23 protein-coding genes are annotated in these 25270 nt (G+C 65.9%); 11 read left to right on the top strand and 12 right to left on the bottom strand.

From position 1 onward, the window contains the following. Positions 1 to 64: 64 nt before the first annotated feature. Complete coding sequence (locus ABZX86_RS27360; protein WP_355127517.1) at positions 65 to 1663, top strand: FMN-binding glutamate synthase family protein; 1599 nt, start codon at positions 65 to 67, stop codon at positions 1661 to 1663. Between the two features lie 47 nt (positions 1664 to 1710). On the opposite strand, the gene ABZX86_RS27355 is transcribed toward ABZX86_RS27360, so the two are convergent. Further along, entirely contained in the window at positions 1711 to 2331 is a 621-nt protein-coding gene (locus tag ABZX86_RS27355; protein WP_355127516.1) for an NAD-dependent epimerase/dehydratase family protein, read from the bottom strand. Positions 2332 to 2621: 290 nt separating this feature from the next. On the opposite strand from ABZX86_RS27355, the gene ABZX86_RS27350 reads away from it, so the two are divergent. Together ABZX86_RS27350 and ABZX86_RS27345 are read left to right on the top strand one after the other, a co-directional pair. Next, positions 2622 to 2969 carry a hypothetical protein gene (locus ABZX86_RS27350; protein ID WP_355127515.1) on the top strand — a complete coding sequence of 116 codons (348 nt, stop codon included), beginning with the start codon at positions 2622 to 2624 and terminating at the stop codon, positions 2967 to 2969. Next, positions 2966 to 3856, top strand: coding sequence for a hypothetical protein (locus tag ABZX86_RS27345; protein WP_355127514.1), 891 nt, complete (start codon positions 2966 to 2968; stop codon positions 3854 to 3856). The genes ABZX86_RS27350 and ABZX86_RS27345 overlap by 4 nt, the downstream gene beginning before the upstream one ends. A gap of 70 nt (positions 3857 to 3926) precedes the next feature. Here ABZX86_RS27345 and ABZX86_RS27340 read toward each other — a convergent pair whose 3' ends face one another. From ABZX86_RS27340 to ABZX86_RS27320, 5 genes are all read right to left on the bottom strand, one after another. Then, entirely contained in the window at positions 3927 to 4229 is a 303-nt protein-coding gene (locus tag ABZX86_RS27340) for a hypothetical protein (protein WP_355127512.1), read from the bottom strand. Between the two features lie 42 nt (positions 4230 to 4271). Further along, positions 4272 to 5582 carry a hypothetical protein gene (locus ABZX86_RS27335; protein WP_355127511.1) on the bottom strand — a complete coding sequence of 437 codons (1311 nt, stop codon included), beginning with the start codon at positions 5580 to 5582 and terminating at the stop codon, positions 4272 to 4274. 125 nt (positions 5583 to 5707) lie between these two features. Continuing rightward, positions 5708 to 6724 (bottom strand): alpha/beta hydrolase family protein, encoded by a 1017-nt coding sequence (locus ABZX86_RS27330; protein WP_355127510.1) that lies wholly within the window; start codon positions 6722 to 6724, stop codon positions 5708 to 5710. Between the two features lie 156 nt (positions 6725 to 6880). Continuing rightward, the gene (locus ABZX86_RS27325; RefSeq protein ID WP_355127509.1) at positions 6881 to 7717 is read right to left on the bottom strand and encodes a class I SAM-dependent methyltransferase; all 837 of its coding nucleotides are present in this window, start codon (positions 7715 to 7717) and stop codon (positions 6881 to 6883) included. Positions 7718 to 7753: 36 nt separating this feature from the next. Then, positions 7754 to 9007, bottom strand: coding sequence for a nitric oxide synthase oxygenase (locus ABZX86_RS27320; protein ID WP_355127508.1), 1254 nt, complete (start codon positions 9005 to 9007; stop codon positions 7754 to 7756). 335 nt (positions 9008 to 9342) lie between these two features. Between ABZX86_RS27320 and ABZX86_RS27315 the strand changes: the two genes are divergently transcribed. The 4 genes from ABZX86_RS27315 to ABZX86_RS27300 are packed head-to-tail and all read left to right on the top strand — an operon-like array spanning position 9343 to position 12425. Further along, entirely contained in the window at positions 9343 to 9741 is a 399-nt protein-coding gene (locus tag ABZX86_RS27315; protein WP_327146043.1) for a TOBE domain-containing protein, read from the top strand. A 5-nt stretch (positions 9742 to 9746) separates the two neighbouring features. Continuing rightward, entirely contained in the window at positions 9747 to 10535 is a 789-nt protein-coding gene (modA, locus tag ABZX86_RS27310) for a molybdate ABC transporter substrate-binding protein (protein WP_355127507.1), read from the top strand. 28 nt (positions 10536 to 10563) lie between these two features. After that, complete coding sequence (gene modB / locus ABZX86_RS27305; RefSeq protein ID WP_355127506.1) at positions 10564 to 11379, top strand: molybdate ABC transporter permease subunit; 816 nt, start codon at positions 10564 to 10566, stop codon at positions 11377 to 11379. Beyond that, positions 11376 to 12425 carry an ABC transporter ATP-binding protein gene (locus ABZX86_RS27300; RefSeq protein ID WP_355127505.1) on the top strand — a complete coding sequence of 350 codons (1050 nt, stop codon included), beginning with the start codon at positions 11376 to 11378 and terminating at the stop codon, positions 12423 to 12425. The genes modB and ABZX86_RS27300 overlap by 4 nt, the downstream gene beginning before the upstream one ends. Before the next feature lie 16 nt (positions 12426 to 12441). Here the strand turns inward: ABZX86_RS27300 and ABZX86_RS27295 are convergent, their stop codons facing one another. The 3 genes from ABZX86_RS27295 to ABZX86_RS27285 form a co-directional block, all read right to left on the bottom strand. Next, the gene (locus tag ABZX86_RS27295) at positions 12442 to 13212 is read right to left on the bottom strand and encodes a helix-turn-helix domain-containing protein (protein WP_355127504.1); all 771 of its coding nucleotides are present in this window, start codon (positions 13210 to 13212) and stop codon (positions 12442 to 12444) included. 142 nt (positions 13213 to 13354) lie between these two features. Then, positions 13355 to 15979, bottom strand: coding sequence for a LuxR C-terminal-related transcriptional regulator (locus ABZX86_RS27290; protein WP_355127503.1), 2625 nt, complete (start codon positions 15977 to 15979; stop codon positions 13355 to 13357). A gap of 333 nt (positions 15980 to 16312) precedes the next feature. Continuing rightward, on the bottom strand, positions 16313 to 16906 hold the full coding sequence (locus tag ABZX86_RS27285; protein WP_355127502.1) for a TetR/AcrR family transcriptional regulator: 594 nt from the start codon (positions 16904 to 16906) through the stop codon (positions 16313 to 16315). A gap of 407 nt (positions 16907 to 17313) precedes the next feature. Here ABZX86_RS27285 and ABZX86_RS27280 point away from each other — a divergent pair, with 407 nt between their 5' ends. The 4 genes from ABZX86_RS27280 (at position 17314) to ABZX86_RS27265 (ending at position 22160) form a co-directional block, all read left to right on the top strand. After that, a complete protein-coding gene (locus tag ABZX86_RS27280; protein ID WP_355127501.1) occupies positions 17314 to 18186 on the top strand; it encodes a DUF5995 family protein in 873 nt (290 codons plus the stop codon). Between the two features lie 33 nt (positions 18187 to 18219). Beyond that, positions 18220 to 19746: an ATP-binding protein gene (locus ABZX86_RS27275; protein WP_355127500.1), complete on the top strand. Its 1527-nt coding sequence runs from the start codon at positions 18220 to 18222 to the stop codon at positions 19744 to 19746. Positions 19747 to 19961: 215 nt separating this feature from the next. Continuing rightward, positions 19962 to 21392: a HAMP domain-containing sensor histidine kinase gene (locus ABZX86_RS27270; RefSeq protein WP_355127702.1), complete on the top strand. Its 1431-nt coding sequence runs from the start codon at positions 19962 to 19964 to the stop codon at positions 21390 to 21392. Positions 21393 to 21443: 51 nt separating this feature from the next. Then, complete coding sequence (locus tag ABZX86_RS27265) at positions 21444 to 22160, top strand: response regulator transcription factor (protein WP_355127499.1); 717 nt, start codon at positions 21444 to 21446, stop codon at positions 22158 to 22160. Between the two features lie 6 nt (positions 22161 to 22166). On the opposite strand, the gene ABZX86_RS27260 is transcribed toward ABZX86_RS27265, so the two are convergent. The 3 genes from ABZX86_RS27260 to ABZX86_RS27250 are packed head-to-tail and all read right to left on the bottom strand — an operon-like array spanning position 22167 to position 25269. Continuing rightward, positions 22167 to 23300, bottom strand: a complete 1134-nt coding sequence (locus ABZX86_RS27260; protein ID WP_355127498.1) for a mandelate racemase/muconate lactonizing enzyme family protein — start codon at positions 23298 to 23300, stop codon at positions 22167 to 22169. Then, the gene (locus ABZX86_RS27255; RefSeq protein ID WP_355127497.1) at positions 23297 to 24676 is read right to left on the bottom strand and encodes an aldehyde dehydrogenase family protein; all 1380 of its coding nucleotides are present in this window, start codon (positions 24674 to 24676) and stop codon (positions 23297 to 23299) included. The genes ABZX86_RS27260 and ABZX86_RS27255 overlap by 4 nt, the downstream gene beginning before the upstream one ends. Further along, entirely contained in the window at positions 24673 to 25269 is a 597-nt protein-coding gene (locus ABZX86_RS27250) for a thiamine pyrophosphate-dependent enzyme (protein ID WP_355127496.1), read from the bottom strand. Before ABZX86_RS27250 ends, ABZX86_RS27255 begins: the two co-directional genes overlap by 4 nt. Position 25270 lies beyond the last annotated feature (1 nt).

Here is a 25270-nt window from a genome sequence, read left to right as displayed (position 1 = left end):
GATTCGAAGCGTGTCCACAGCCGCCGATGAGCGTGAACCGCGGCTGGTGGGGTAAGAACGCCACATGCTGCGGTTCTTCTTGATCGGTTTTCTGGCGACGGCGACCATTGCGGTCGGTGTGGCCGCCTCCATCGGCTGGTGGGCGTGGTGGGTGCTGGTGGTCATATTGGCGGCGCTACTCGGGGTCGGGGTGTACGACGTCGTTCAGAAGCGGCACTCCATACTTCGGAACTATCCGGTGCTGGGGCATATGCGGTTTCTGCTCGAGAGCCTGCGGCCGGAACTGCAGCAGTACTTCATCGAACGCAACTTCGATGGTCGGCCCTACGATCGTGATACCCGCACCATGATCTATGAGCGAGCCAAGGGGATTCACGGTGAGTTGTCCTTCGGCACCGAGCGGGATATCGAGGAGGTCGGCTACGAGTATCTGGTGCACTCGATCGCACCGGTTCCGGAGCCCGCCGAGTCGCCGCGGGTGCTGATCGGCGGGCCCGATTGCACGCGGCCGTATTCCATTTCGCTGCTGAATGTTTCGGCCATGAGCTTCGGTGCGCTGTCGGCCAATGCGCTGCGGGCGTTGAATCGGGGTGCGGCGCTGGGTGGTTTCGCGCACGACACCGGGGAGGGCGGATTGACGCCCTATCACCTCGAAGGCGGCGGAGATCTGGTGTGGGAGATCGGATCCGGGTATTTCGGCACCCGCACCAGCGAGGGGCGTTTCGATCCGGTGCGCTTCCGCGAGCAGGTCGCGCACGAGCAGATCAAGGCGGTGTCGATCAAACTCAGCCAGGGTGCGAAGCCCGGGATCGGCGGTGTGCTTCCCGCGGCGAAGGTCACCGCGGAGATCGCGGAGTTCAGAGGCGTTCCGGTACACGAGAAATGCATCAGCCCGTCCGCGCATTCCGCCTTCTCGACACCGCGTGAGCTCATTCGGTTCGTCGCGCAGCTGCGAGAACTCTCGGACGGCAAGCCGATCGGTTTCAAGCTGTGTGTCGGCTCCCGGATCGAGGTGCTGGCCATCTGCAAGGCCATGATCGCCGAGGGCACCGCGCCCGACTTCATTATTGTCGACGGGGCCGAAGGCGGCACTGCCGCAGCGCCTTTGGAATACGAGGATCACGTCGGGCTGCCGCTCACCGATGGGCTGATGATCGTGCACAATGCGCTCGTCGGGGCCGGGCTGCGCGATAAGATCAAGATCGGTGCGAGCGGTAAGGTGGCCGTCGGCAACGACATTGTCAAACGCCTCATCCAGGGCGCGGATTTTACCAGCGCGGCCCGCGCCATGATGATGGCGATCGGTTGCATCCAGGCTCAGCGCTGCCACACCAATGAGTGCCCGGTCGGCGTCGCCACCCAGGATCCCCGGCGCGCCCGTGCCCTCGATGTGCCGGACAAGAGCGAGCGCGTATTCAAGTACCACCAGGCCACCGTCGCCCAGGCCGTACAGATCATCGCCTCCATGGGAGTGTCCGACCTCCACGAGCTCACCCCGCAACTGCTCCGGAAGAAGGTGTCTCCCACCGAACAACGCTCATTCGCCGAACTCTACGAATGGCTCGCCCCGGAGCAGTTGGTGAAGGAGCCGCCGGCCAATTGGGCCGATGACTGGGCGGCGGCCGACGCGGATTCCTTCCGCCCGCGAGCTGTGGTGGTCTGAGCCCGCCCGCCAGTTGCGGTAGTCTGAGCGCTCCGGCTGTTCGGACGTCAGCCGATCGGCTGTTGCGCGGCCAGCGGCGGCAATTCCCATGCGCCGGAGGCGATCCCGTCCGTCTGCGGAGTGCACTTCACATTGCCGAGATTGTAGATCTCGTGCGTACCGGGCTGGAGGGTGTCCAGGGCGAGTAAGTGTGCGCGGGCCAGATCGGTGATCCCGAGATAGTCGCGCAGCCCGGTGTCATCGGCGGGGCAGTGCCTATCGAAGTCGAAGTACCGCAGGCTGATTGCGCCGAGTCCGCCGACACGGCAGTAGGCCGCGATCGCACCGTCGATCGCCAATGTGCGGTCCCCGTGGACGGTGGAGGTTGAAGAGAACACCAGCTTCGACACTTCTGCCTCGGCCATAGCATCCAGCAGGGCCAGCGCGGCGCGAGTGCTGTTGTCCCACTGCCATTCCGGATGCGCCATGGATTCCCCGCCCGCGACCAGCCCGGCGATATGGAACACAGCCTCGAAATCTGCTCCCGGAGTGAGGATTCGCGCAGGAGTCCGCCCACCGCCCTCGCGGGACAGCACATCTACCACATCGACCTCGTGCCCGCCGTCCAGCAGCATTCGCACGACAGTTGAACCAACGACCCCCGCGCCCCCGGTGACCAGCAGTTTCATATCAGATCTGCACTCTCATCCCTAGAGGTTTGAATGAAATCCCACACGCGCCGGATCACTGTATCGACTTGTCGCTGATTCGCCGTCGTTCCTCGGTAGCAGTCGAGTTGGCGGGCGAGTCGAGTCCGAGTACTCGGGGACATTCGCATTCTTCCCGGGAAGTGGAGTAGGCGTCTACTCGTGTCAGCGCTGATTCCGGGACCCAGAATTGGGTCGTGCCCAGAGATGCGAACTCGAGCGATTCGGGACGCGAATGTAGCTGGGCCGCTGGTTATCAGGAGGGTTCAGCCATGAGCGCACCATACAACGATCTCGTCGAGGTACCTGTCGGTACGTTTCAGCACTATATGAAGTTCATCGCGGAGAACGACCTCTGGGATGAATCCAGGCAGGCTCTACGCGACGCCGGCTTGAAGTCGGTTGTTCTCGGTGGTCAGCATGTTCAGGTAATTCGGGAGTTCATTGCCGCGAGAGGCAATGAACTGGTGAACGATCCGAATCACGCCAACGCGCTGGTGCTGCCCGAGTGTTCGATTCTCTGCCCGCAACCGGCGGTCCCGGTCTCTCCCGGTCCCGGGGACGCGGGAGCTCCCCCCGCGGGTGATGCCGGGGCGGGTGACGCCGGACATCCGCAGTGAGATCGGACGCGGAGTTCACCGCGGCGCGGGTAGCGAAGGCGCGCTTCGGTGATGGGCTTCTTTCGCACCCGGACGTGCATGGGATCGGTGTCGGCCGCCGACGTCGCGATGGCAGCAAGACTGATCAATACGCCGTTGTGGTGCACGTGGCGCGGAAGCTGCCTCCGGGAGAAATCTCCGCACCGCGATTGCTGCCGACCGAGCTCCGATTTCTCGGCAGCGACGGTCACGAGGTTGTTGTCCGAATCGATGTCCAGGAGCATCCGAAGCCCACACCGGAAGCCGGTCTGCGGGTGCGCCCGGTGCCCGGGGGCGTGAGTGCGGGCTTCTCCGGCACGCTCGGTGGCTGGGTCTGGGACACCGTCACCGGGCAATCCGTCGCGCTGTCGAACGCGCATGTCTTCGGATCGTCGACGGGGACGCCGGTCACTCAGCCCTCGGCGGAGGACGGCGGCACCGATACCGCCGATCTTATTGCCTCGGTGCTGAGATCGGGCCAACTCGATGCCGCGATCGCGGCGCCCACCGGTGCCGGCGTTGCCGACAGCTCGATCGTCAGCGCCGGCCCTGCGGTCTTCGAGATCACCGATGCCATCGTCGGTATGCGGATCCAAAAGACCGGAAGGACAACCGGACTCACCTTCGGCACTGTCGAGCTGATCGATTACGACTCCGACTACTTCGGATCGAAATCCGATCTCTGGATCGATGGTGAGGGCGAAGACTTCTCCGCCGGTGGGGATTCGGGCGCGCTCTATCTGGATGCCGCAGATGCTGAAGCGCACCGCGTGGTGGGACTGCACTGGGGCGGATCGGGCAACAATGGTGTCGGACACCGAATTCAAGCGGTCTTCGATGATCTCAACCTGAAGGTCCTGCCCCGATGACAACCGGGTCCGCCCGGCCCGAAGCCCTCAGGCCGACTGCCTGAGGGCTTCGCGCCGTGCGTCGGTGATATCAGTCGCAGACCTTCACGGCATCGGCCTGGTTGTCCGTCCAGGACGACAGATTCCCCCGAGCACTGTCAGGGATGGATGCGAGCAACTGCCAGCGTTCGCCCGTCCAGTTGTACACCCCCACAGTGGGAGTCGAGTAAGCTCCGTCCATCTGCGCATGATCAACTCGGTTCTTGATTGTGTAGTGCTGCAAGGGAATCTCGCGCCGCCGCAAACCTTCCGCCAGCACGCTCTCCTCATGTTGCATCGGGCCTTTGCCGGAGTACTGGAGAAACGCGGCAGTGATCATGATGGGGTCAATCATGCTGGGAACTGCTCGGGGGCCGCCAACTCCCTGGCCGGGCAGTTACGACGTCTTCGGCCGGTCGGGGTCTATGGCGGGTTGTACCAGGCGGAATGGGGAGTTTTCTCGTTCCATGGGGCGACGCTGGTAGTGGCCTTCGATCTGGTGGTTGGCGATGGTGCCGGAGAGGACGAGGGAATTGTCGGGGTTCCAGTGGTACCGGAGTGTGGTGGGGGAGTCGGAGAGGTGCCGGCGGATGAGGAGGGTGTGGTCTTTCAGCTCCAGGGCCCATGTGGTGGTTGCGCCGGAGGGGGTTTGGGTGATGAAGCTCTGGGAGTCCGGGCGGTCGGTGATTGCTACGTTTGCCCAGGGGTTCGGGTCCTGTGCGGTCATTGCCGCCGGGGTGCCGTCGATGGTGAATGACATTGCCTGCCATTCGCCGTCGAGGGGTGAGCGTGGTGAATGGATATCGATGACGGCGATGACGGCGAGGGTTGCCATCAGAGCTGAATGTGCCACTACTGCAACGAGTCCGAGGGAGAAGGCGCCGAGACGGAAGCGCCTGGTTCCCGGAGCGGGCCACAGGTGTTTCGGCGGGAGGGGGGTGCTGTTGGTGAGGACTCGCAGGACATTGGGCCAGCACGGAGTGGTGAGGGCGATGGCGGTGGCCAGGAGGACGCCGGAGAGGAGTTTTACCGGCACGTCGTAACAGAGGTTGAGGAGGAATACCTGAGCCATGGCAACAATGGCCAGGAGGCCGCCGGCGAGCCAGGTCCGTCTCCAGAGCAGGAGTATGCCCGCGGTGATTTCCGCCAGGCCGGTCGCAATCGAATACACATCCGAGGCGCCCATGAAGGTCCAGAGTGTGTCTTTCAATCCGAGGTCGCCCACCAGCGGCAGCTGGTGCGCAGGCTGTGTCATGTAGCCCATTTGAATGGGTATCGCTTTTGCCAGACCGTAGGCGAGCAACTCGACAACAAGACCGATGCGGGCGAACTCGAATAGCGCCCGCCCTGAACTCCGGTAGTCGGTATTCCTGCGATCGAAGACGCTCCACAGCGCGGCCGCGACTATTCCGAAGATCAGACATCCGACAAGAGCGCACCAATCTCCCGGAGTATCGCCGCTGTTGGTCGTATCCATGGCTACCCCGCGCCCGCGCATCAGCACGCTTCCGACCTGCGCGAGAGCGGCCCTGAACGGCTGGAGTAATCCGTTCAGGGCCACGAAATTGCCGTACACGAATACGACCAGCACGGAACCGCCGATCGTGAACAGCAGCCGGAATCCGATTCTGCTCAGTGGTGTCCAGTCGGCTTGTACTGGAACACGGCTTCGCTCAACGGAATTCGAGTCCAGCGTCGAAGAGGGCATGGTCAGGACGTTAGCATCGCGCAATGCGGTGCGAACATCGGTCGCATTGCTCATTCGGCGTCATCCCTGCGGCGTATTGCCGGTCGGAATCAGTCCACCCTGTGTGCTGACGGACAAGCCCGGCGTCAGTTGACTTCGGCGCCGACCGTTGTCGCCAGGAATGGCCAGGAGCGCTTCAATTCGTCTTCCCAATAGCCCCAGGAGTGGGTGCCGACCGGCTGATCATCCACTGTCACCGGGATATTCAGCTCGTGCAGCCGGTTGGTCAGGTTCACCGTGCAGTAGTGGATGGCTGCTTCGATCGGCCCGCCGAAGGCGATCTGCACCGGAAGCGGAATGCGGCCGTCCTGAACTCGCGGGTCGGCCGGGCTGTCGTGCGGGGCCGCCGGGATGCCGCTACCCGCACTCAGATAGATGGCGGTCCCGCGCAACCGATCGGCATTCACCAGTGGGTCGTTGGCGCGCCACAGCGGCCCATCGGCGGGGCCCCACATGTTCTCGACGCTCTGCCCGCCGCCCCAGTTCTCCACCGTGAGCCGGACGAATTCGTGCCCGACGGGATCGGAGGTCTGCGCGCAGCCGCTGTAGGACGCCACACTGTTCCAGAATCCGGGTTTGGCGATGGCCAGGTTCAGCACCGAGGTGCCGCTCATGGAAACGCCTACCAGCGTGCGATTCCCATTGGCGCCCAGGAACCCTTCGATCGCGGGCGGCAGCTCCTCGTTGAGGAAGGTCTGCCACCTGTTGTGGCCCAGAACGGCGTCGTCGCGAATCCAGTCGGTGTAGTAGGAATCGCTGCCACCGTAGGGCGTGACGACATTGACGTCTTTGCCGCGCAGGAAACTCACGACATCGGTCTGCGCATCCCAGCCACTCTGATTCGGGCCACCGCCGGAGCCGTTGAGCAGGTACATGGTCGGGTGCGCCGCCGCCCGGTCCGCAGCCCGAATGACCTGTATCCGGATCGGCCTGTCCATGGCGGGCGAATAGACCATGACGTTCTGCTGCCGGTCGTTCACGTCCTCGACCGAGACGACACGAGCCGCCCCGGGCTCCGCGGTCGCGGGACTCACGGTGCCGGCCAGACTCGCCGCGGCCAGCGTGCCGCCGAGCACCCAGCGTAGTGCTGCCGTACGTGTCAATCGCCGTGTTCTCAAGCGGATCCTCCCGTTGTCGCCAATGTCGGAGCGGCGCTGCAGCATGCCTGGATAACCGCCAGCGTCCTGGACGGCACACAAGGAGGTTCGTGCTGCCACCGTCTCCGGTTTGGTGCAATCGGTGAGGGGTGTGGTGACCGGCTACAGGTCGGAATCGGCCGTGCGTTTGACCGCGCGGATCGTCTTTGTCCGTATGGGGACGTCGAACTCGCCGTCCGCGGTCTCCGGCCTGCTGTGCAGATAGGCGCGGATCCGATCGAGCAGTGCGGTGCGCTGCGCACCGGGAATGACGACCGTATGCGAATACGTACCTATGGTGGCAGTCAGGGATTCGGCGGTCCGCCGGTGTGCATGCGCGAAATCGGATTGCTCGAAATCCGTGAACAGCGGATGCGCGGGCAGCGCGCTGTTCTTGTCCGGCGGCGGGAGCGAGGCGCCGGAGCGGGAGACCTGCTTCAGCCCCGCGACCCACTCGACCCGGTCGTCCTCGATATTCCAGAATGCGGCCAGCACCCCGTCCGCGCGCAGCACGCGCGCGATCTCCGGAAAGGCCCGCGGCAGATCGAACCAGTGCAGCGCCTGTCCGGCGACCACCGCATCGACGTAGCCATCCGGCAGCGGAATCGCTTCTGCCGCACCGGCAATCGCCTTCACGCCGGGGAAACGACGCACCAGTTCCGCGCGCATCCCATCGTCGGGTTCGACGGCGATCACCTGGGCCCCGGCCGCGATCAGACCCTGCGTGAGCTTGCCGGTACCGGCACCCAGATCGAGTACCACCGGCGACTCTTTCCCGCCGAGCGGCGCCAACGCCCACCGAATACCGGCCGCCGGATAGTCCGGCCGATGCTCCGCGTACGCGGCGGCCTCCGCGCCGAAGGAGGTCGCCCGCCGCACATGAATATCGTCCTGCTCTGCTGTCCGATCCTTCGAATCCCCGATGTTCCACACGGCCACGACGCTACCGGGTCCGCGCACGCCACGAAATGTGTTATCGGGGGAAGGAACGCCCGATCAACTGCGTCTTGATCGAAAGATGTTTCGCCACAGTGAGTTCGGCGCATCGACCGGCGCTTCGGGGGCCGGGCCGGGCCGAGTGGCGCCCCGGCGGACGAAGGCGGGCCGGATATGCGGGTCCGGGGGATCGAAGGAGCGGTGGAAGGTGGGGGTGAGGCTGGCCGAGAGCGGGGGATTGATCCAGGTCCAGTCGGTCGGGCAGGAGCGGCCGGCAATGCGCTCGCGGTCGACGTGGTCGAGGAACTGGCGGGCCACGGTGTGGTGATCGACCAGATGCACGCGCGACTGCCGGTAGCTGTGCAGGATCGCACGGCTCAGTTCCACCAGGGCCTGATCGCGCCAGAGGGTGCGCTCGGTGCTGCGGTCCAGGCCCATCGCGTCGGCGATGGCCGGGAGCATGTCGTAGCGATCGCTGTCGCCCAGATTGCGGCCGATCTCCGAGGAGACGTACCAGCCGTTGAACGGCGCACACGCGTAGGTGAGTCCGCCGATCTCCAGATCCATATTCGAAACGGCCGGTACCGCATGCCATTTGAGACCGAGGTCGGCGAACCAGGTGAACTCCGGATGCCGCATCGGCACTTCGAGGACGAACTCGGGCGGGACATCGAAGCGCTCGATGGTGCCGTCGGGAGTGTGAATCAGCAGGGGCAGCACATCGAATCGCCCACCCGGTGCGCGCCAGCCGTGTTCCCGGGCGAGGTCGGTCAATTCGACATTGGCCGGATCGCCGAGGACCCCGTCTCCGACCCGGTATCCCGCGTAGCGGATGAACTGGGAGTTCAGGATTCGGAAGCCGCGCCCCTGCGCATCGGCGGGCGGGCCGACCGTGATCACCGAACGGACCGCGCCGCCATTGGTGGCGCGGCGCAGATGTTCCAGGCACGCGCCGGCCAGTTCGGCGGCCGAGCCCGCATCGCGCGCATCGACGACTTCCAAAGCGCGCCACTGTCTTCGGCCCACGCACCGGTCGTGATTGCGCCACGCCAGCTTCGTACCGATGCCCAGTTCCTCGAGCGTGTGATGGTACGACCCGGTCCTGCGCAGCTGCCGCAGTGCGACGCCCCCGCGCTGGGCGGGCAGATGCGCCAGTTCGGGCAGCGCGAAGAACTGCGCGCAGTCCGCTTCGCGGTCCTCGGCAGCGGCCGCGCGAATGTCGAGCACCTGATGAGCTGGTGAGTTGCGGTAGGGGCACCCGGGATTGACCTCGTCGACAAGCCGGGGGTCCGTAACCGCAGTGGGGATCATCATTTAGTTGTTGCCTCCGTGGGTTGTGCCAGTGGCTGCCCCCGTTTGTGTGGCAGTCCTCTTCACATCCCCCCTTCCCGTGCACAAATATCGCACGATCACGCCCGGTGTTTGCTCGAAATCGCCCACAAGAACAGGAAACTGGTTCGGGAACGCTGATCAACACCGCCAGCCGGTTGCCGGCAACCTTGAATAGATCAACCGCATCCTCGGTTCGGCGCCGATGAGCTATTCGCACGTATGTGCGAGTTATCGATCCGGCGGTGGCCGGAGGTGCTGGACACTTTCGGCGCGGAGACGGGCTTGTGTTCCGCGCATACGGCAATATGATCCCTATCGTGACGAATTTGCGGATCAGTGAGGCGGCGGCGCTGCTGGGCGTCAGCGACGACACCGTGCGCCGCTGGATCGAGCAGGGACGGCTGGCCGAGGTCCGTCTGGACAGCGGCCGCAAGGGTGTGCGCGGTGCGGATCTCGCGGAAATCTTGCGCAGCTCCTCCGACCCGCACGTTCCGGGCCCCACGGTGGCGGTCTCGGCGCGCAACCGAATGCGCGGCATCGTGACCCGCATTGTCAAGGACACGGTCATGGCGCAGGTCGAGATGCAGGCCGGGCCGTTCCGCCTGGTATCGCTGCTGAGCCGGGAATCGGTCGACGAACTCGGGCTGGAGGTGGGCAGCATCGCTGTCGCCTCGGTCAAATCCACCCATGTCGTGGTCGAGATACCAGAAAGTTGATGAGGATGAAGACAATTCGCACGCTCGCGCTGACTGCCGCAGCGCTCACCGTGACAGCCGGACTGGTCGGATGCAGCTCCGATGACAATTCGAGCAAGCCCGCCGCCGACGGCCGGATCTCCGGCACGGTCACGGTCTTCGCGGCCGCGTCGCTGACCGATACCTTCAACCAGCTCGGCCACGATTTCGAGGCGGCACACCCGGGCGTGAAGGTCGTCTTCAGCTATGGCGGCAGCTCGGCGCTGGCCCAGCAGATCAACCAGGGCGCGCCCGCGGACGTCTTCGCCTCGGCGGCTCCGGCGAATATGAAGCAGGTCGTGGACACCGGTGAGATCACCGCCCCGCAGGCGACCTTCGTCAGCAACCGTTTGGAAATCGCTGTGCCCAAGGGTAATCCGGGCCACATCACCGGACTGGCCGACTTCGGCAAGGCCGGCTCGCGCACCGCGCTGTGCGCCGAGCAGGTGCCGTGTGGCGCCGCGGCCAAGCAGGTCTTCCAGATCGCGGGCATCACGCCGCAGCCCGTCACCCGTGAGCAGGACGTGAAAGCGGCGCTCACCAAGGTGACCCTCGACGAGGTGGATGCCGCGCTGGTCTACCGCACCGATGTGCAGGCCGCCGGTGACAAGGTGCAGGGCATCGACTTCCCGGAATCGGCCAAGGCGATCAATACCTACCCGATCGCGCCGCTGGCCAAGGCGCCCAATGCCGCCGGGGCCGCGGCCTTCGTCGATTTCATCAAGGGCGATCAGGCCAAGAAGGTCTTCGCCGCCGCCGGATTCGACACCCCGTGACGGTCGTGACCACCGCCGGGGGACGCCGGTGAGCGGAGCCTCGGCACGACGGCGGGCAGTACGGGGACGACGACCGGTCATCCTGGTATTGCCCGCCGTGTGCGCGCTGGCCTTCCTGCTGGTGCCGCTGCTCGGCCTCCTGGTCCGCGCACCCTGGCGGACCCTGCCCGAACGGCTCTTCAGTGCGGAAGTCGGTCAGGCCCTGCGGCTTTCGCTCATCTGCGCGACCCTGGCGACGGTCATCTGCCTGGTGTTCGGTATTCCGCTGGCCTGGCTGCTGGCTCGGGCGCACTTGCCCGGACGCGGGCTGATTCGCGCGCTGGTCACGGTGCCGCTGGTGCTGCCGCCCGTCGTCGGCGGTGTGGCCCTGCTGCTGGTGCTCGGCCGTCGCGGACTGGTCGGGCAGTACGCCTATGACTGGTTCGGTGTGGCACTGCCGTTCACCACCGCCGGTGTGGTGGTGGCGGAGGCATTCGTGGCCATGCCGTTCCTGGTGATCTCCGTGGAAGGCGCACTGCGAGCGGCGGATACGCGCTACGAGGACGCGGCCGCCACCCTCGGCGCTTCCCCCTGGTACACCTTCCGCAGGGTCACGCTGCCCTCGGTACTGCCCGGCGTGATCGCCGGTGCGGTGCTGTGCTGGGCGCGGGCACTGGGCGAATTCGGCGCGACCATCACCTTCGCGGGCAATTTTCCGGGCAAGACGACAACCATGCCGCTGGCGGTATATCTCGCGCTCGAAACCGATCCCGATGCGGCGATCGTGCTCAGCCTGGTGCTGCTCGTCGTCTCGGTGGGCGTCCTGGTCTCGCTGCGGGAGCGCTGGATGCGAGGACCGGTATGACGCTGCACGCCCAATTGCGTTTCGACCGGCCACAATTCCGGCTGGACATCAGCATCACCTCCGCACCCGGTGAGGTGATCGCACTGCTCGGGCCCAACGGCGCCGGTAAGACCACCGCGCTGCGCACTCTGTCCGGGCTCACCCCGCTCACCGGTGGCGAGATCACGCTGGGTGACGCGGTCTGGGATGCGCCACCGGCGGTGTTCGTTCCCGCCGAACGACGCGAGGTCGGTGTGGTATTCCAGGATTACCTGCTGTTCCAACACCTTTCGGCACTGGAGAATGTGGCGTTCGGACTGCGCGCCCGCGGTATGCGCCGGGCCGCGGCCCGCGCCCGCGCGAGTACCTGGCTCGACCGCGTCGGCCTGCACGACCACGCGACGTCGACGCCCCGCTCGCTGTCCGGCGGACAGGCGCAGCGGGTCGCGCTGGCTCGTGCCCTGGCCACCGAACCGCAACTGCTGCTGCTCGATGAACCCCTCGCCGCCCTGGACGCGAGCACCCGGATGCAGGTGCGCGCCGATCTGGCCCGGCATCTGCGCGACTATGCCGGGCATACGGTGCTGGTGACGCACGATCCCCTGGACGCCATGGTGCTGGCCGATCGGCTCATCATTCTCGAGGACGGCGCCATCGTCCAGGAGGGCACGCCGGTCGATATCGCGCGCCGGCCGCGATCGGACTATGTCGCGAATCTGGTCGGGCTCAACCTGTTTCGCGGCACCGCCGACGGCGCGGTGGTGGCGATCGACAGCGGCGGCGCCCTCACCGGCACCGAACCTGCGGCGGGGCGGGTATTTGTGGCCTTCCCGCCCACGGCGGTCGGTCTGCACCTGGAACAGCCCGCCGGCAGTGCCCGCAATGTCTGGCCGGTCACCGTCGTGGGCTTCGAGCAGCACGGCAATACGACCCGCGTGCAACTCGACGGCGCACCCCCGGTCCTGGCCGACATCACCCCGGCCGCGGTAGCCGACCTCCGGCTGCAGCCGGGCCTGCGGTTGTGGGCCGCGGTCAAAGCCACGGAGATCCACACCTACCCGGCCTGAGGACCCGGCGTTCGGATCAGGCCGGAAGGCCTTGCGGCGGAGTGGTTTGCAGATACCAGATCCACCCGGGGAAGCGGGTGTGATCCATGCGGAAGCCCTGGATGTCGACCGCGTATTTCGCACCGGTGCTCGCCTCGTGCAGGTGCACCCTGGTCGGGCCGTCGGAATACACGGGGTCCGCGGCCGCCCAGGCGTCGCGGAATTCTGTGAAAGTGGCCAGGCCGGAAAGCAATTCGGCGAAGTCGCCGTCCGATCGCAGGCTGCCGGCGGCCCCGCGCAGCCAGCCCACGATATGGGTGAGCATGCCGTTCCAGTCCGCGACAATCTGTTTCGCCACCGCATTGCTCAGGTACCACCGCAGGAAATTGCCCTCTTCCGCAATTCCCTTGAACGCCTTGGTGAATGCTTCGTTGCACGCCAGCACATTGAGGCGGATATCGAAGTAGCAGGCGATCCGCGGCTCGCAGAGCGCGAGGGTACGGCGGATATCGCCGGTGATGGTCTCGCGCAATTCGACGACGGTGGGGACGGAATCGATGCCGACGCCGGCCAGGTCCAGGCAGTGCCGTCGTTCGGCATCGGTCAGCGTATCGACCCGATCGAGGGATTTGAGCAGGGCGATGAGCACCGCCCGACCGGGGTTATCGCGGTGGCCGCGTTCGAGATGCGACAGATAACTGGCGCTCACACCGCTGGCGAAGGCGAGCGACTCCCGGGAGATTCGCCGGTTTTCACGCAGACGCCGCAGGGTGTCGCCGAGCCGGGGCGGCTGAGGGCAATGAAGCAAAGTCGTCTCCGAGCATAGTGGTGGATAGTGGTGTTCCCCCAGCCCGGCCGCGCTCGGGGAGCGCACCACAACCTGAGCTCAGTATTTCCGGAACAGCGGGACAGGACCTCACCCGTATCGGGTGAAAAACGCGCTGGAATGCTCAGATCAAACCGGTGCGCCGGGCGCGATCGAGAGCATCGACCCGGGTATTCGCGCCCAGCTTCGTATAGATACCGCGCAAATGGGTCTTCACGGTATTGATCGAAACTCCCAGATCATCGGCAATGTGCTGGGTCGTGCGGCCGGACGGCAGCAGGCGCAGCACGGTCACCTCGGTGGTGGTCAGCGTCGGATGCTCGGTGCGGCGCTGCGCCCTGGGATGCCGGCGGACGAAGTCGGCGAAGACATCGTGGCGGCCCAGTTGCCCCGCGAGCGCATCGAGCAGCCGAATCGCCTGGGGCACCTCGAGAAATGGCCGCACCAGTTTGTCGCGTGCCGCGATTCGCAGTGCGTTCGCCATCCCCTCGCGCGCCTTCAGCGGCTGCTCGGGATGCGATACCGCATAGAGCAGCCAGGCGAAGATCGCATTGGTGGGGTGAATGGTCTCGGAGTTCTCGATGAGCGGACGGATCAGGGCGCGGGTGGCCGCCGGACTGTTCGCCGCATTGGCGATCGCGGCGCGGGCGATCGCGATATCAGGGGTATCGCCGAGTGTCCGCCGCGCGTGCTCAACGAGCAGTCGCGCCGTGCGCGGTTCGTGCACCCGCAGGAGCGCCCACACCACGGGGGGAACGAGGCCGCTGCTCATCATCGGCACCGCCTGCTTGTCGAGTAGCTCGAGCATGCTGTAGCGCAGGGTATCGGCGGCCGTTGATTTATCCGCCGCGCGCTCGAAGGTGAGCAGCCGGCCCACGACGTGGGCATGCCAGCCCGCCGCCGGAACCGATGAGCCGTCCTGCCTCGAATGCACGGTCATGGCCGCACGCACCTGCGCGGGATCGGGCCATTCGCCCTGCAGATAGGCGGCCAGTGCGGACATGGTGAGCGACAGTGTGGTGTCCGGGTTGTCGGGCACGGCATATTCGGCGGCAAGGGACAGCGCCCGATCGGCCCGCTCCCGCATGGCGGTGATCTCACCCGCGAGGCCGGCCGCGGTCGCCAGCCGGGTGACCGCCTGCACTGCCAGACGCGCGCGCCCGGAGTGCTCGGCAACCGCGAGCGCCGAATGCAGCAGCTCCGCAGCGCGGGCGATATCGCCTCGGACGAAGGTCGCCATGGCGAGCTGATTGGTTGCGTAGCAATCGATATCGGCATTGCCGGTGCTCTGCATCGGCTCCCGCATCGTGATGTCGTCCACCGCGGTCCCGGCCATCACCGCCGCGCCGGCGGCGGTGGCAGCGGTCAGCAGCTCGATCCACGATGCCGGGACGAACGACACCCGGGTCGACTGCCGTGTCCGCGCCACCTCCAGGAGCGGAAGCGCATCGGCCGCATCGCCGTACAGCAGCGCGTTCATCGCGCACAGCAGCCAGATGTACGGGTCGTCGGCGAGGTCCGGCCGCAGACTGTGCAGTGCGGCGAACAAACCGCAGCCGCGGCCCTCCAGCACCAGTTCGAGGGCGGCATCGATGAGGAAGCGCTGCAAATGGGTTTCGCCCGGGCCCGCCAGCAGATGCGGCAGCGCCGCGAGCGGCTGATCGGCATGCCGCAACCAGGTCGCGGTCCGGACATGCAGATCGCGCCGCGTCTCGATACCGAGCCGATCGGCTTCGGTGCGCAGATACGAGCGCAGCATCGGGTGGTAGCTGAACCAGAGTTCGTCCCCGCGCAATGCCTGCGTGAGCGGGAAATTGATGCGATCGAGTTCGTACATGCGATGCGCGGCGCCGCCGCCGGTCAGTTCATCGGCGAGCTGCTCGGTGAAGGAATCGGGAATGCTGGTGTAGGTCAAGAACAATCGCAGCTCCGGCGACAAGGTCTCGATGAGTTCGCGCATCAGGAAATCGGAGACGGCCTGGGACGGCCGCGCGAGCGCCGTCAGCGCGGCGACCCGATTCCGGCTGTGGCTCGCGAGATGAATGGCCGAAATGCGCACCAGCGCAGGCCATCCGCGTGTCAGGTTCGCGATGGTGCGCAGTTCGTCGCCGGTGAGCGAGGGCAGGTGCTGACGGCACAGCTGCGCCACCTGCTCGTGTGACATGACCAGCAGTCCGGCGGGCATGCGGGTGAGTTGTCCGGCGAGCTCGAAATTGTGCCAGCGCACCGGGGGATCGAAGCGGCCCGCCACGAGCGCGGTGACCGTGTCCGGCGCATGGGTCAGGAAATACTCGAGGCCGGCCAGCGCGACCGGGTCGGTGAGCAGATGGGCATCGTCGATCACCAGGACAACGGGCGTCGAGCGCGCGCTGACGGCGTCCAGGAGTTGGACCGCCTCCGCGAGCGGTGCGGCATGGCCCGGATGCGGCGCCTCGGGGACGGCCAGTTGTGTGCGCAGTGTGCTCCACAGCAGCTGCGCCTGCGTGCTCGCCCGGCTCACTGTCAGCCAGGCCGACTCGGCGCCGCCGACGTGCCGGCGCATCCAATCGGTCAGCAGGATGGTTTTGCCGCTACCGGCCGGTGCGCAAATCATCAGCACACGGGTATTCGGGTCCGAGACAGCGATATCGATCCGGTCGCGCAAGTCGGGTCGATCGATGGGCTGGATGGTCAGGCGCGGCGGTCCGGCCGGTGACCTGACCACCCCATGCACGGCAGCCAGCGGCACAGATTGTTGCGGCGTGCGCACCGCGCCTCCTTCACCGTTCAAACTGACTAATCGACACTTCAATTGAGAAGTTACCGCATGGAAACAATGCCCTGGACCAGGTGCGGGGATTTAGCGTAGCCCGTTCCGGCAAACTCTTGGACAACAGGTCCGGTTGTGAAATCTGCTTGGTTCTTGCTGGTCACGGCCGTTCCCCTGCGTGAACGTGTGAACAAGCGAGCAAGACCTGATGGCCGAGTCGCGGGTGCGGCCTTCGGGGCAGGCCGACCAAAGTGAGCAGCTTCACGGAGATCACCCCTGCCGGGTGATGCGTGACAAACGCTGGTCGCGGCGATCGAAAACCGATTGCCGCGGTCAGGGCTGCTTGCGGGTCAACAGGGGGATCGTGAGGTCATCGATGACCTCACCCACGAATCCGTCGTCCACCGGCCGATTCTGGATGGCGACTCGATAGAACATCATGGCGGGGAGGATATCTCGGACATTCTCCCAGTCATCGGCGCGAGCGATCTCGCCGCGTGCATGGGCATTGCCGAGGATCGTGGTGAAGGCCTCGTGCCTGCTCTGGTCGACGACCTGATTGACCGCGTGCCGGATGGTCGCGTCGCGGGCCATAGCGGTGGCCATACCCGCCATCACGCCGTCGCGCAGCGGATTTCGCTCCATGAAGAACCCGGCGAGTGCGAACAGGTCCTCGCGCAGGGCCCCGGTGTCCGGCGCGGCGACATTCCACTCGAATGCTCTGATGGCGTCGATCATCAACTCGCACTTGGTTTTCCAGCGGCGATAGACCGTAGCCTTACCGGCTCCGATGCGTGCCGCGACCGCTTCGATGGTCACCTTGTCGTAGCCGACCTCGGCGAGCAATTCCTGGGCGGCTCTGATGAGATCCAGGTCGCGCTGCGGATCGCGTTTGCGACCCGCGCGCTGCTCGCTCGCATCGGTCATCGGCTGGTTCCCCTCTGTCGCGGTGTCTCGGTGCCCACCCTATTGCGAGACGATACGGCTTCGTTTTATTCCGGTGGCCGTGTTGACGAAATTCGGCGCACTCCTTCAGAACGACACCCCGAACACCTCCGGATAGCGGCCCGCCACGGAGGCCGCGCCGTAGACTCCTCGACCGGCGGAGGCTATCCGAATCGTGAATTCAGCTGGTAGCGACCTATTTCCGTGCGGCATATCCGTTCTCTGTATCGATCACCCGGGAGAAAGTCTTGGCACTTGTGCGGATATCGTCGGCGCTCGCTGTTTCCGTGGCGTGTGCGATCGGAACGATAATCGGTGTTCCCGCATCGGCGGATCCACCGCAGATCGATGATTCGCTCGGTTCGCGCCTGGTTCTCGGCGCTGCGAACTTGCCGCCGACGCAGGCGCTGCTGCAGATATCGCGGCAGCTCTTCCCTGATCGGGGCCCGTACGTCCCGTGGACATACCAGCTGCCACCTGCCCCGATCCCGTATACGCCCGCGCACGGCGTATGCCCGAGTGGATCCGACGGCTGCATCGACGACACCATCGCCGATATGGAATCGCGGGCCGTGATCATGAAGCGTGAATGCGATGACAATGCTCCGCTGCTCCTGAGCTATCTGCACACCACGAAGGGTGAACGCGAAATTGCGCAGGCGCGGGGCGGGTTCATCTATCCGCAGCATGTGAACGACTGGTCGACCACCTATGCGCATCACTATTTCGATGCCATCGACAACTACTACAAGAACGGCCGGCCCGATCTGGTACCCGAGTCGTGGAAGCAGAATTTCCGTGCCTCCGATGACCATTCGCTGACCGTATTCGGCAATGTGGCGGCTGCCTACAATGCGCACATCACTCATGATCTCCCGATTGTGATCGCCGAAATGGGTATCACCGCGCCGGACGGCAGTTCGTACAAACCGGACCACGAGAAGATCAATGAGCTACTCGCCGAGGCGGAACAGGGCACGGTCCAGGAGCTCGCGGCGCTCTACGGTGACGCGGATCCGGCAATGCGCGCCCCGTACGAGGCCGAGCCGCTCACCGCGATCGCCTTCGGCCAGACCATTCAGATCTGGCGCGAATACGCCTGGCGCGGCGCCGAGCAGTTGCTGCTCGCTCCGACCCCCGAGGCGAAACAGGCGGTCGAGCAGCAGATCGACAACCTGTCCAATCTGCTCGGGGACATCATCCTGCGGCTGTTCGCCCGCACCGACCCCGGACCGCACCGGTCGCACTGCCCGGCTGGCTGAGAGCCTGTCACTGCTGTGCCTATTGTTTGATTCGTGAACGGACGCACGGCTGTGGCGCGGCTGCGGCGCCGATGGACTCTGCGGGCGCGGTTGCTGGTGACCATGCTGGTGATGACCGCTATCGGGTTGATCGTGTTCGGCGTGCTCAGTGTGAGTCTGCTCGGCCGCTCCGAGCTGGCCCGGATCGATGCGCAGATCGATGCGGTGGCCATTGATATGTCCTCGTCGAACCGGCCGCCGCCACCGCCCGCGGATGTCTCCGACGAGGCCGATGCCGATCTGCCCTCGCCGTTCCGGGTGTTCTTCTTCGATAAAACGGGCGCGTCGACGGGGTTGATCGGTGACGGCGTCGCACCGCCCGCGCTGCCGGCGATGGATGCCGCATCGGTCCGTTCGCGGGGAAGTGAGCCGTTCACCGTGCCGGATGTGGACGGGGCGGTGCAGTGGCGGGTGCGCACCAATGTTCAGGTGCCGAGCCGGACCGAGCCGGGCGGCGGGACCGTCGCGGTCGCCATGTCGCTGGACACCTATCACGCGACCGGACGGCAATTGCGCTCGATCGAGCTCGCGGGTGGGATCGGCGTGCTGGTGCTGCTGGGCGTTGTCGCGGCCTGGATGGTCCGGGTGGGGTTGATGCCCCTGACCCGTATCGAGCACACCGCGCAGGCGATTGCTGGTGGTGATCTCGATCGCCGTGTGGCACAGACCGATTCGCACACCGAGACCGGACGGCTGGGGACGGCGTTCAATGTGATGCTGGCCCGCCTGTCCTCGACACTGCGCCGGCTGGAGGAGTCCGAGGAGCGGATGCGCCTGTTCATCGCGGACGCCTCGCACGAGCTGCGCACACCCCTGACCTCCATTCGCGGTTATGCCGAGCTGTACCGGCACGGTGGCGCCGGCACGCCGGCCGAGCTGGAGCGCATGATGGGCCGCATCGAGAGCGAGGCCGTTCGCATGGGTCTGCTCGTCGACGATCTACTGCTGCTGGCCCGGCTCGACGAGGAGCGCCCGCTGGTGCTGGCCGATATCGATCTGTCGGCGGTGGCCGGCGATGTGGTGCAGGACGCCGTCACACGCCAGCCCGAACGCACTGTGCGGCTGCACCTTCCGGATGATCCGATGCGGATCGAAGCCGATGAGTATCGACTGCGCCAGGTGCTGACCAACCTGGTGGGCAATTGCCTCACGCACACTCCCGCTACCGCCGCGATCGACGTCACGGTCGACCGGGTGAGCGCTGCCGCGAGTGCGGGCGTACTCGCGGAATCCGGTGGAATTCTTGCCGATTCCGCCGAATTCGCGGTGATAGAGGTGCGAGACGACGGCCCGGGGATTCCGGCGGAGAAGGCGCCGCACATTTTCGACCGCTTCTATCGAGTCGATGAATCACGTTCCCGCGCAGGCGGTTCCGGATTGGGGCTGGCTATCGTGGCAGCCATCGTCGCCGCACACGGCGCCCGGATCCAATTGCTCGATGAGCGCGAGGGCGGGACGGTCTTCCGGGTCTATTTCGCCCTCGGTGACGCCGCCTCGGGCCCGCCCGCCTCGCCTGCCTGACGGTTTCCTGCGTTGTTCACAGGAAACCCCCAGCTCACTTTAAGTATGAAGTGGGTTGGTACGGGAACCATGAGCTGCATGATGAACCGAATCCCGCAGGTGCGACTACCCGGCTGCGGGCCGCGTGAACTGCGGCCGAGCCGGAAGTGAAGCTGCGGGAGTCGCTAGGGCAGCGGGCGTCGTCGGTTCCGCTGCGTATCGGCCTGGTGGTCGCGATGGTGGGACTGGCCGCGCTGGTCCTCATGGTGTCCGGTGTGGCATTGACCTCGGCGCTGTCACGATCGCTGACATCGCGCACCGATGAGCAGTTGAACGATGCCGCCCGCAGCTGGGCAGTGCCGCGCGCCATGAAGCAGATTCAAACCGATGACGGTCACACCGTCTGGGTGCCCGCCGACGCGCCCCGGCCGCCGAATTCCGACAGATTGCCCAGTGAGCAGCCGCGCCGCTTCTTCGAACTGCGCAAAGGCCCTGACGGACAGGTCTATTCGGAGGTGGCCGGCGGTAATGAAGGTTCCGCGCCCGATCTGAGGGGCCACACCGGCGGCAGCCCCGCGACCGTCGGCTCGACCGATGGTTCGACAACCCGATGGCGGGTGCTGACCGTCACCAACAAGTACGGCTCGACCACGATCGGGGTCTCGCTGGCGGACAACCTGCAAACGGTGTCCGGTCTGATTTATTTCGAATTGGCTACCGGCGCAACGGCTTTGCTGCTGCTCGGCTGCGGCGGGTACCTGGTGGTGCGGCGCAGCCTGCGACCGCTGCGGCAGGTGGAGGAGACGGCGGCCGCCATTGCCGGTGGCGATCTGCATCGGCGGGTGCCGGTGCGGGGCGTCGATACCGAGGTCGATCATCTGGCCCGTTCGCTCAACGAGATGCTGGCCCAGATTCAGCACGGAGTGGCGGCGACCGAGGCGTCGGAGGAGGCCGCGCGGCGCTCGGAAGCCAAGATGCGCCGCTTCATCGCCGATGCCAGCCACGAATTGCGGACTCCGCTCACCACCATTCGTGGTTTCGCGGAGCTGTACCGGCAGGGAGCCAGCACCGATGCGGCGGGTGTGCTCACCAGAATCGAGAACGAGGCGTCCCGGATGGGTCTGCTGGTGGAGGATCTGCTCATGCTGGCGCGGGTGGACGCGAATCGCCCGCTGGCACGAAAACCGGTGGATATGTTGCTGATTGCCGGTGACACCGTGCACAACGCACAGGCCATCGCCGCCAAACAGAAGCCCGCTCCCGATGCGCCGGACCGCTCGATCCGCCTGGAGGTGCTGCCGGGTGAGGGCACGCTGCAGGTGATCGGCGATGAGACCCGATTGCGTCAGGTGCTGACCAATCTGGTCGGCAATGCGCTGACCCACACTCCGGTGCAGGCGCCGATCACGGTGCGGCTCACGCCTTTTCCCGATGAGGTGCGGGTCGACGTCGTCGACGGCGGGCCGGGACTGTCTCCGGAGTCGGCGGCCCGGGTCTTCGAACGCTTCTATCGGACCGATGCCTCGCGGGCCCGGGCCAGCGGCGGAACCGGACTCGGCCTGTCGATTGTGCAGGCGCTCGTGCTCGCGCACGGGGGACAGGTGACACTCGATACGGTGCAGGGCGAGGGCGCCACCTTCACGGTGTCCCTGCCGCGCACCCTGTGACCAGGCAAGGTTGCCACACGCTATGCCCGGATTGTGCCTATTGTGGGTTTCGTGACCGACCGATCCGCACCGGGCGAGGCCTCCGTCCTCGTAGTCGACGATGAGCCCTTCATCCTTGACCTGCTCGGTTCCGCCCTGCGCCTGAGCGGATTCGAGGTGCATTCCGCCGAGAGCGGCCGCAGCGCGTTGGCTGCCGCCGCGGCGCATCGGCCGGACATCATCGTGCTCGATGTCATGCTGCCCGATATCGACGGATTCACCGTGGCGCAGCGGCTGCGCGATCGCGGCAGCGATATCCCGGTGCTGTTCCTGACCGCCCGGGACGCGGTGGCGGACCGCCTGGCCGGGCTCGCCGCCGGTGGCGACGACTACGTCACCAAACCGTTCAGCCTCGAAGAGGTGGTACTGCGCCTGCAGGCCATCCTGCGCCGCAGCCGCGTCTCCGACGCCGAGGCCTCCGGCCACCTGCGCGTCGCCGATCTGGAACTCGATGCCGAGTCCCATGTCGTCCGGCGGGCCGGTGAATCGATCTGGTTGTCGGCCACCGAGTTCAACCTGCTGCGCTACCTCATGCTCAATGTCGGCAAGGTCGTGAGCAAACGGCAAATCCTCGATCGTGTCTGGGAGGCGGAGGAAGGCCGCGGCGAACGAGTCGTCGAAACCTTCGTCAGCCAGCTGCGCCGCAAGATCGACGCCCAGGGCCCGCCGCTGATCCATACCGTCCGGGGCGTCGGCTATTCATTGCGCCTGTCGACCGCGAACTCCTGATTCCGATCAGTCTATCAGTTCGTACTTGCGCACTGTCTCTTCGTCGAATTCGATGCCCAGGCCGGGGCGTTCGGGAATGAAGATCTGATTGCCGCCGTAGCGGAGACGCGATTCGGGGGTGAGCAGGGCTTCGAAGTTGTAAATGCCCTTCTCCAGGGCGAAGTACTCCACGACCAGGGTGTTGGAGACCGCGCCGCACAGGTGCGCATGCAGATTGTGGTGCCAGTGCGGGGCCATCTGCAGTCCGAAGGCGTCGGCCGCATGGGCGATGCGCAGCCATTCGGTGACGCCACCGGCCACGGCCGCATCACACTGCAGAATCGGAATCCCCGCTTCGATGAGAGGCCGGAATTCCCAGCGGGTTTGGTGGATTTCGCCGGTGGCTATCGGGGTGCGCACGGTGCGGGACAGTTCGGCGTGACCGGAGATCGCCTCGGGGGACAGCGGCTCCTCGAACCACCACAGCGGGGTGTCCCCGGCGGCACGCTCGAAAGCCGCTATGGCGGTACGGGCTTCGTGAACCGAGCGGTAGGCGTTATTGGCATCCAGGGCCAGCCGGCCGGTGTCCCCGATGGCTGCGATCGCGGCCGTGACCCGGCGGGCATCCTCGGCTACCGGCAGCCCGCCGACCTTGATCTTGTGATCGGTGAAGCCTTGCGAGACATTGAATTCGATCTCCCGCACCACCGCTTCGGTCCACTCGCCGTCATCCGGGCGGTAGTACCCGCCGGAGGCGTAGGCGGGCAGTGCGGTGGTCGACCCGCCGAGCAGATTCACCAGTGGCAGCCCGGCCCGTTTGGCGCGTAGGTCCCACAGCGCGATATCGATCGCCGAGAGTGCGCGCAGGACGGTGCCGCGCCGCCCTTCGAGCAGGGTCTCCTGATAGGCCCGATCCCACAGTCCCACTACATCATTGGGATCGTCGCCGATATACACCCGCGCGAGCAGATCATCGACCGCGGACTTGGCCAGCAGTCCCGATCCGGTCCCGGCATAGGTGTAGCCGACGCCCGTCGCGCCGTCCGTGGTGGTGACCTCGACCAGCAGATAGTGCCGGAAGTTCAAGTCGCGATTGGACATTCGGGTCGGCTTGTCGACGGGCACGCCCACCGCGCGGGTGCGGATACCGGCAATCGTCATCGGTTGCTCCTGGAGGTCTCGGCGGTGCGGACCGCCTGGATATTGGCGAATTCGGTGAGTCCGTAGTGCCCCAGCTCGCGGCCGTAACCGCTGGCCTTGACGCCGCCGACGGGCAGGCGGGGATCGGATTCGGAGATTCGGTTGATGAAGATCGATCCGGCGTCGATGCCGTCGGCCAGATAGTCGATGACACTGCGGTCGGCGCCCCAGATCGAACAGCTCAGTCCGTACACGGAACTCGCGGCGGCAGTCAGCGCCTCCGCCGGTGAGTCGACGGGCAGGACCGCACCCAGAGGTCCGAAGGTCTCCTCGCGAAAGGCGACAGCGGAGGTATCGGGCACCTGTACCAGGGTCGGCGGGAACCAGGCTCCGGGCCGCTCATCGGGCTTGCCGCCGAACAGCACCTGTGCCCCACCGGCGAGCGTCGCCTCCAGCTGCCGGCGCAGCTCGTCACGCAGATCGACGCGCGCCATCGGCCCGACCTCGGTCTCCGCCGATCTCGGATCGTCGTACACCAGCTCGTCGAGCCCGCTCACCATGGCTTCGACGAATTCCGGGAAGACAGTGCGCTCCACAATGATTCGCTTGGCCGCGATACAGCTCTGCCCCGCATTGAGGTACCGCGAACGCACCGCGGCGGCGGCTGCGGCGGGCACATCGGCATCCCGCAGCACAATGAGCGGATCGGAACCGCCCAGCTCGAGCACCGACTTCTTGACCGCGCGCCCGGCACGCGCGGCGACCAGCGCACCGATGCGATTACTGCCGGTGAATGCCACGCCCACAATCGCCGGATCGTCGATGAGCGGCGCCACCCGATGTGTCGGCAGCACCACGCTGCTGAGGATTCCGGCCCCGAACACCTCGTCGAACAGCGATTGCACCGCCCGCGCGCACCCGGTCACATTGTCGGCGTGTTTGAGCACAATGGCATTGCCGACCGCGACCGCGGGCAGCATGGCTCGGATGACCTGCCAGAACGGGTAATTCCACGGCATGATCGCCAGAATGACGCCCAGCGGCCGCAATCGGACCTTCCCGGCATCGGGCAGCACGTCGACCTGGTGCGGGGCCAGCATTTCCGGCATGCGGTCGGCGTAGTACTCACAGGTCGTCACGCATTTGTCGATCTCGGCGCGGGACTGCGTGATCGGCTTGCCCATTTCGGTGGTGATCAGCAGCGCCAGTTCCGCACGCCGCGTGCGCATCAGCTCCGCCAGGGCGCGAAAGTCCAAGACGCGCTGGGACACCGGGATATCGGCGTGATTGCGGATCGCCGTCTGCGCCCGGCGCAGCAGCCGGCCCACCTCGCGATCACTGCTGAATCGGTAGGTGGCGAGCGTCTTCCCGCTGCGAGGGTCGGCGGTGGTGATCACAGCAGGACCTCCGCCGGTGCTGCGATACGGGCGCGCAGCCAGTCCTGGAATCGGCGGCCGATGATCACCGGATCCTCCAGTAGCTTGGGCACATTCGTCGCATTGCCGACCTCGATATGGGTGTGCACCAGTACCGGACCGGGCGAATCCAGCGCGGTGACGAGCGCGGCGCGCAGTTCGAGGGCATCGGCGGCGCGGTGCACGGTCCAGCCGGTGGCCTCGGCGACCAGTCCCAGGTCGATGGTGTCGGCGTAGGTCGGCAGGTTCGCGGTCGCGCCGTAGACGGCATTGTCCAGCAGTACCGTCACCAGCTTGGCGGGGCGCAGAAATCCGCCGGTGGGAAGCACATTGGGGTTCATCAGCAGAGAGCCGTCGCCCTCGATGGCCACCACCTTCGGCACCGGTGTCTCCGCTATGCCCAGGGCGATGCCGGTGGCGGCCGAGATGGCCAGCCCCATGGAATCGAGCAGATACAGATGATTGGGCCGGTCGGCCACCGCGGCGAGTTCCCGGCTGGAGGCCGCGCAGGTGACCACCACCGGCAGCTCGGCCGTGCAATCGGCGATCACCCGGAGCGCTTCGATACGCAGCACG

It is taken from the genome of Nocardia sp. NPDC006630 (genome assembly GCF_040611495.1).
Lineage (GTDB): Bacteria > Actinomycetota > Actinomycetes > Mycobacteriales > Mycobacteriaceae > Nocardia.
The sequence above is the reverse complement of the archived record's forward strand: the minus strand, read 5'-3'. Positions and strand labels throughout refer to the sequence as shown.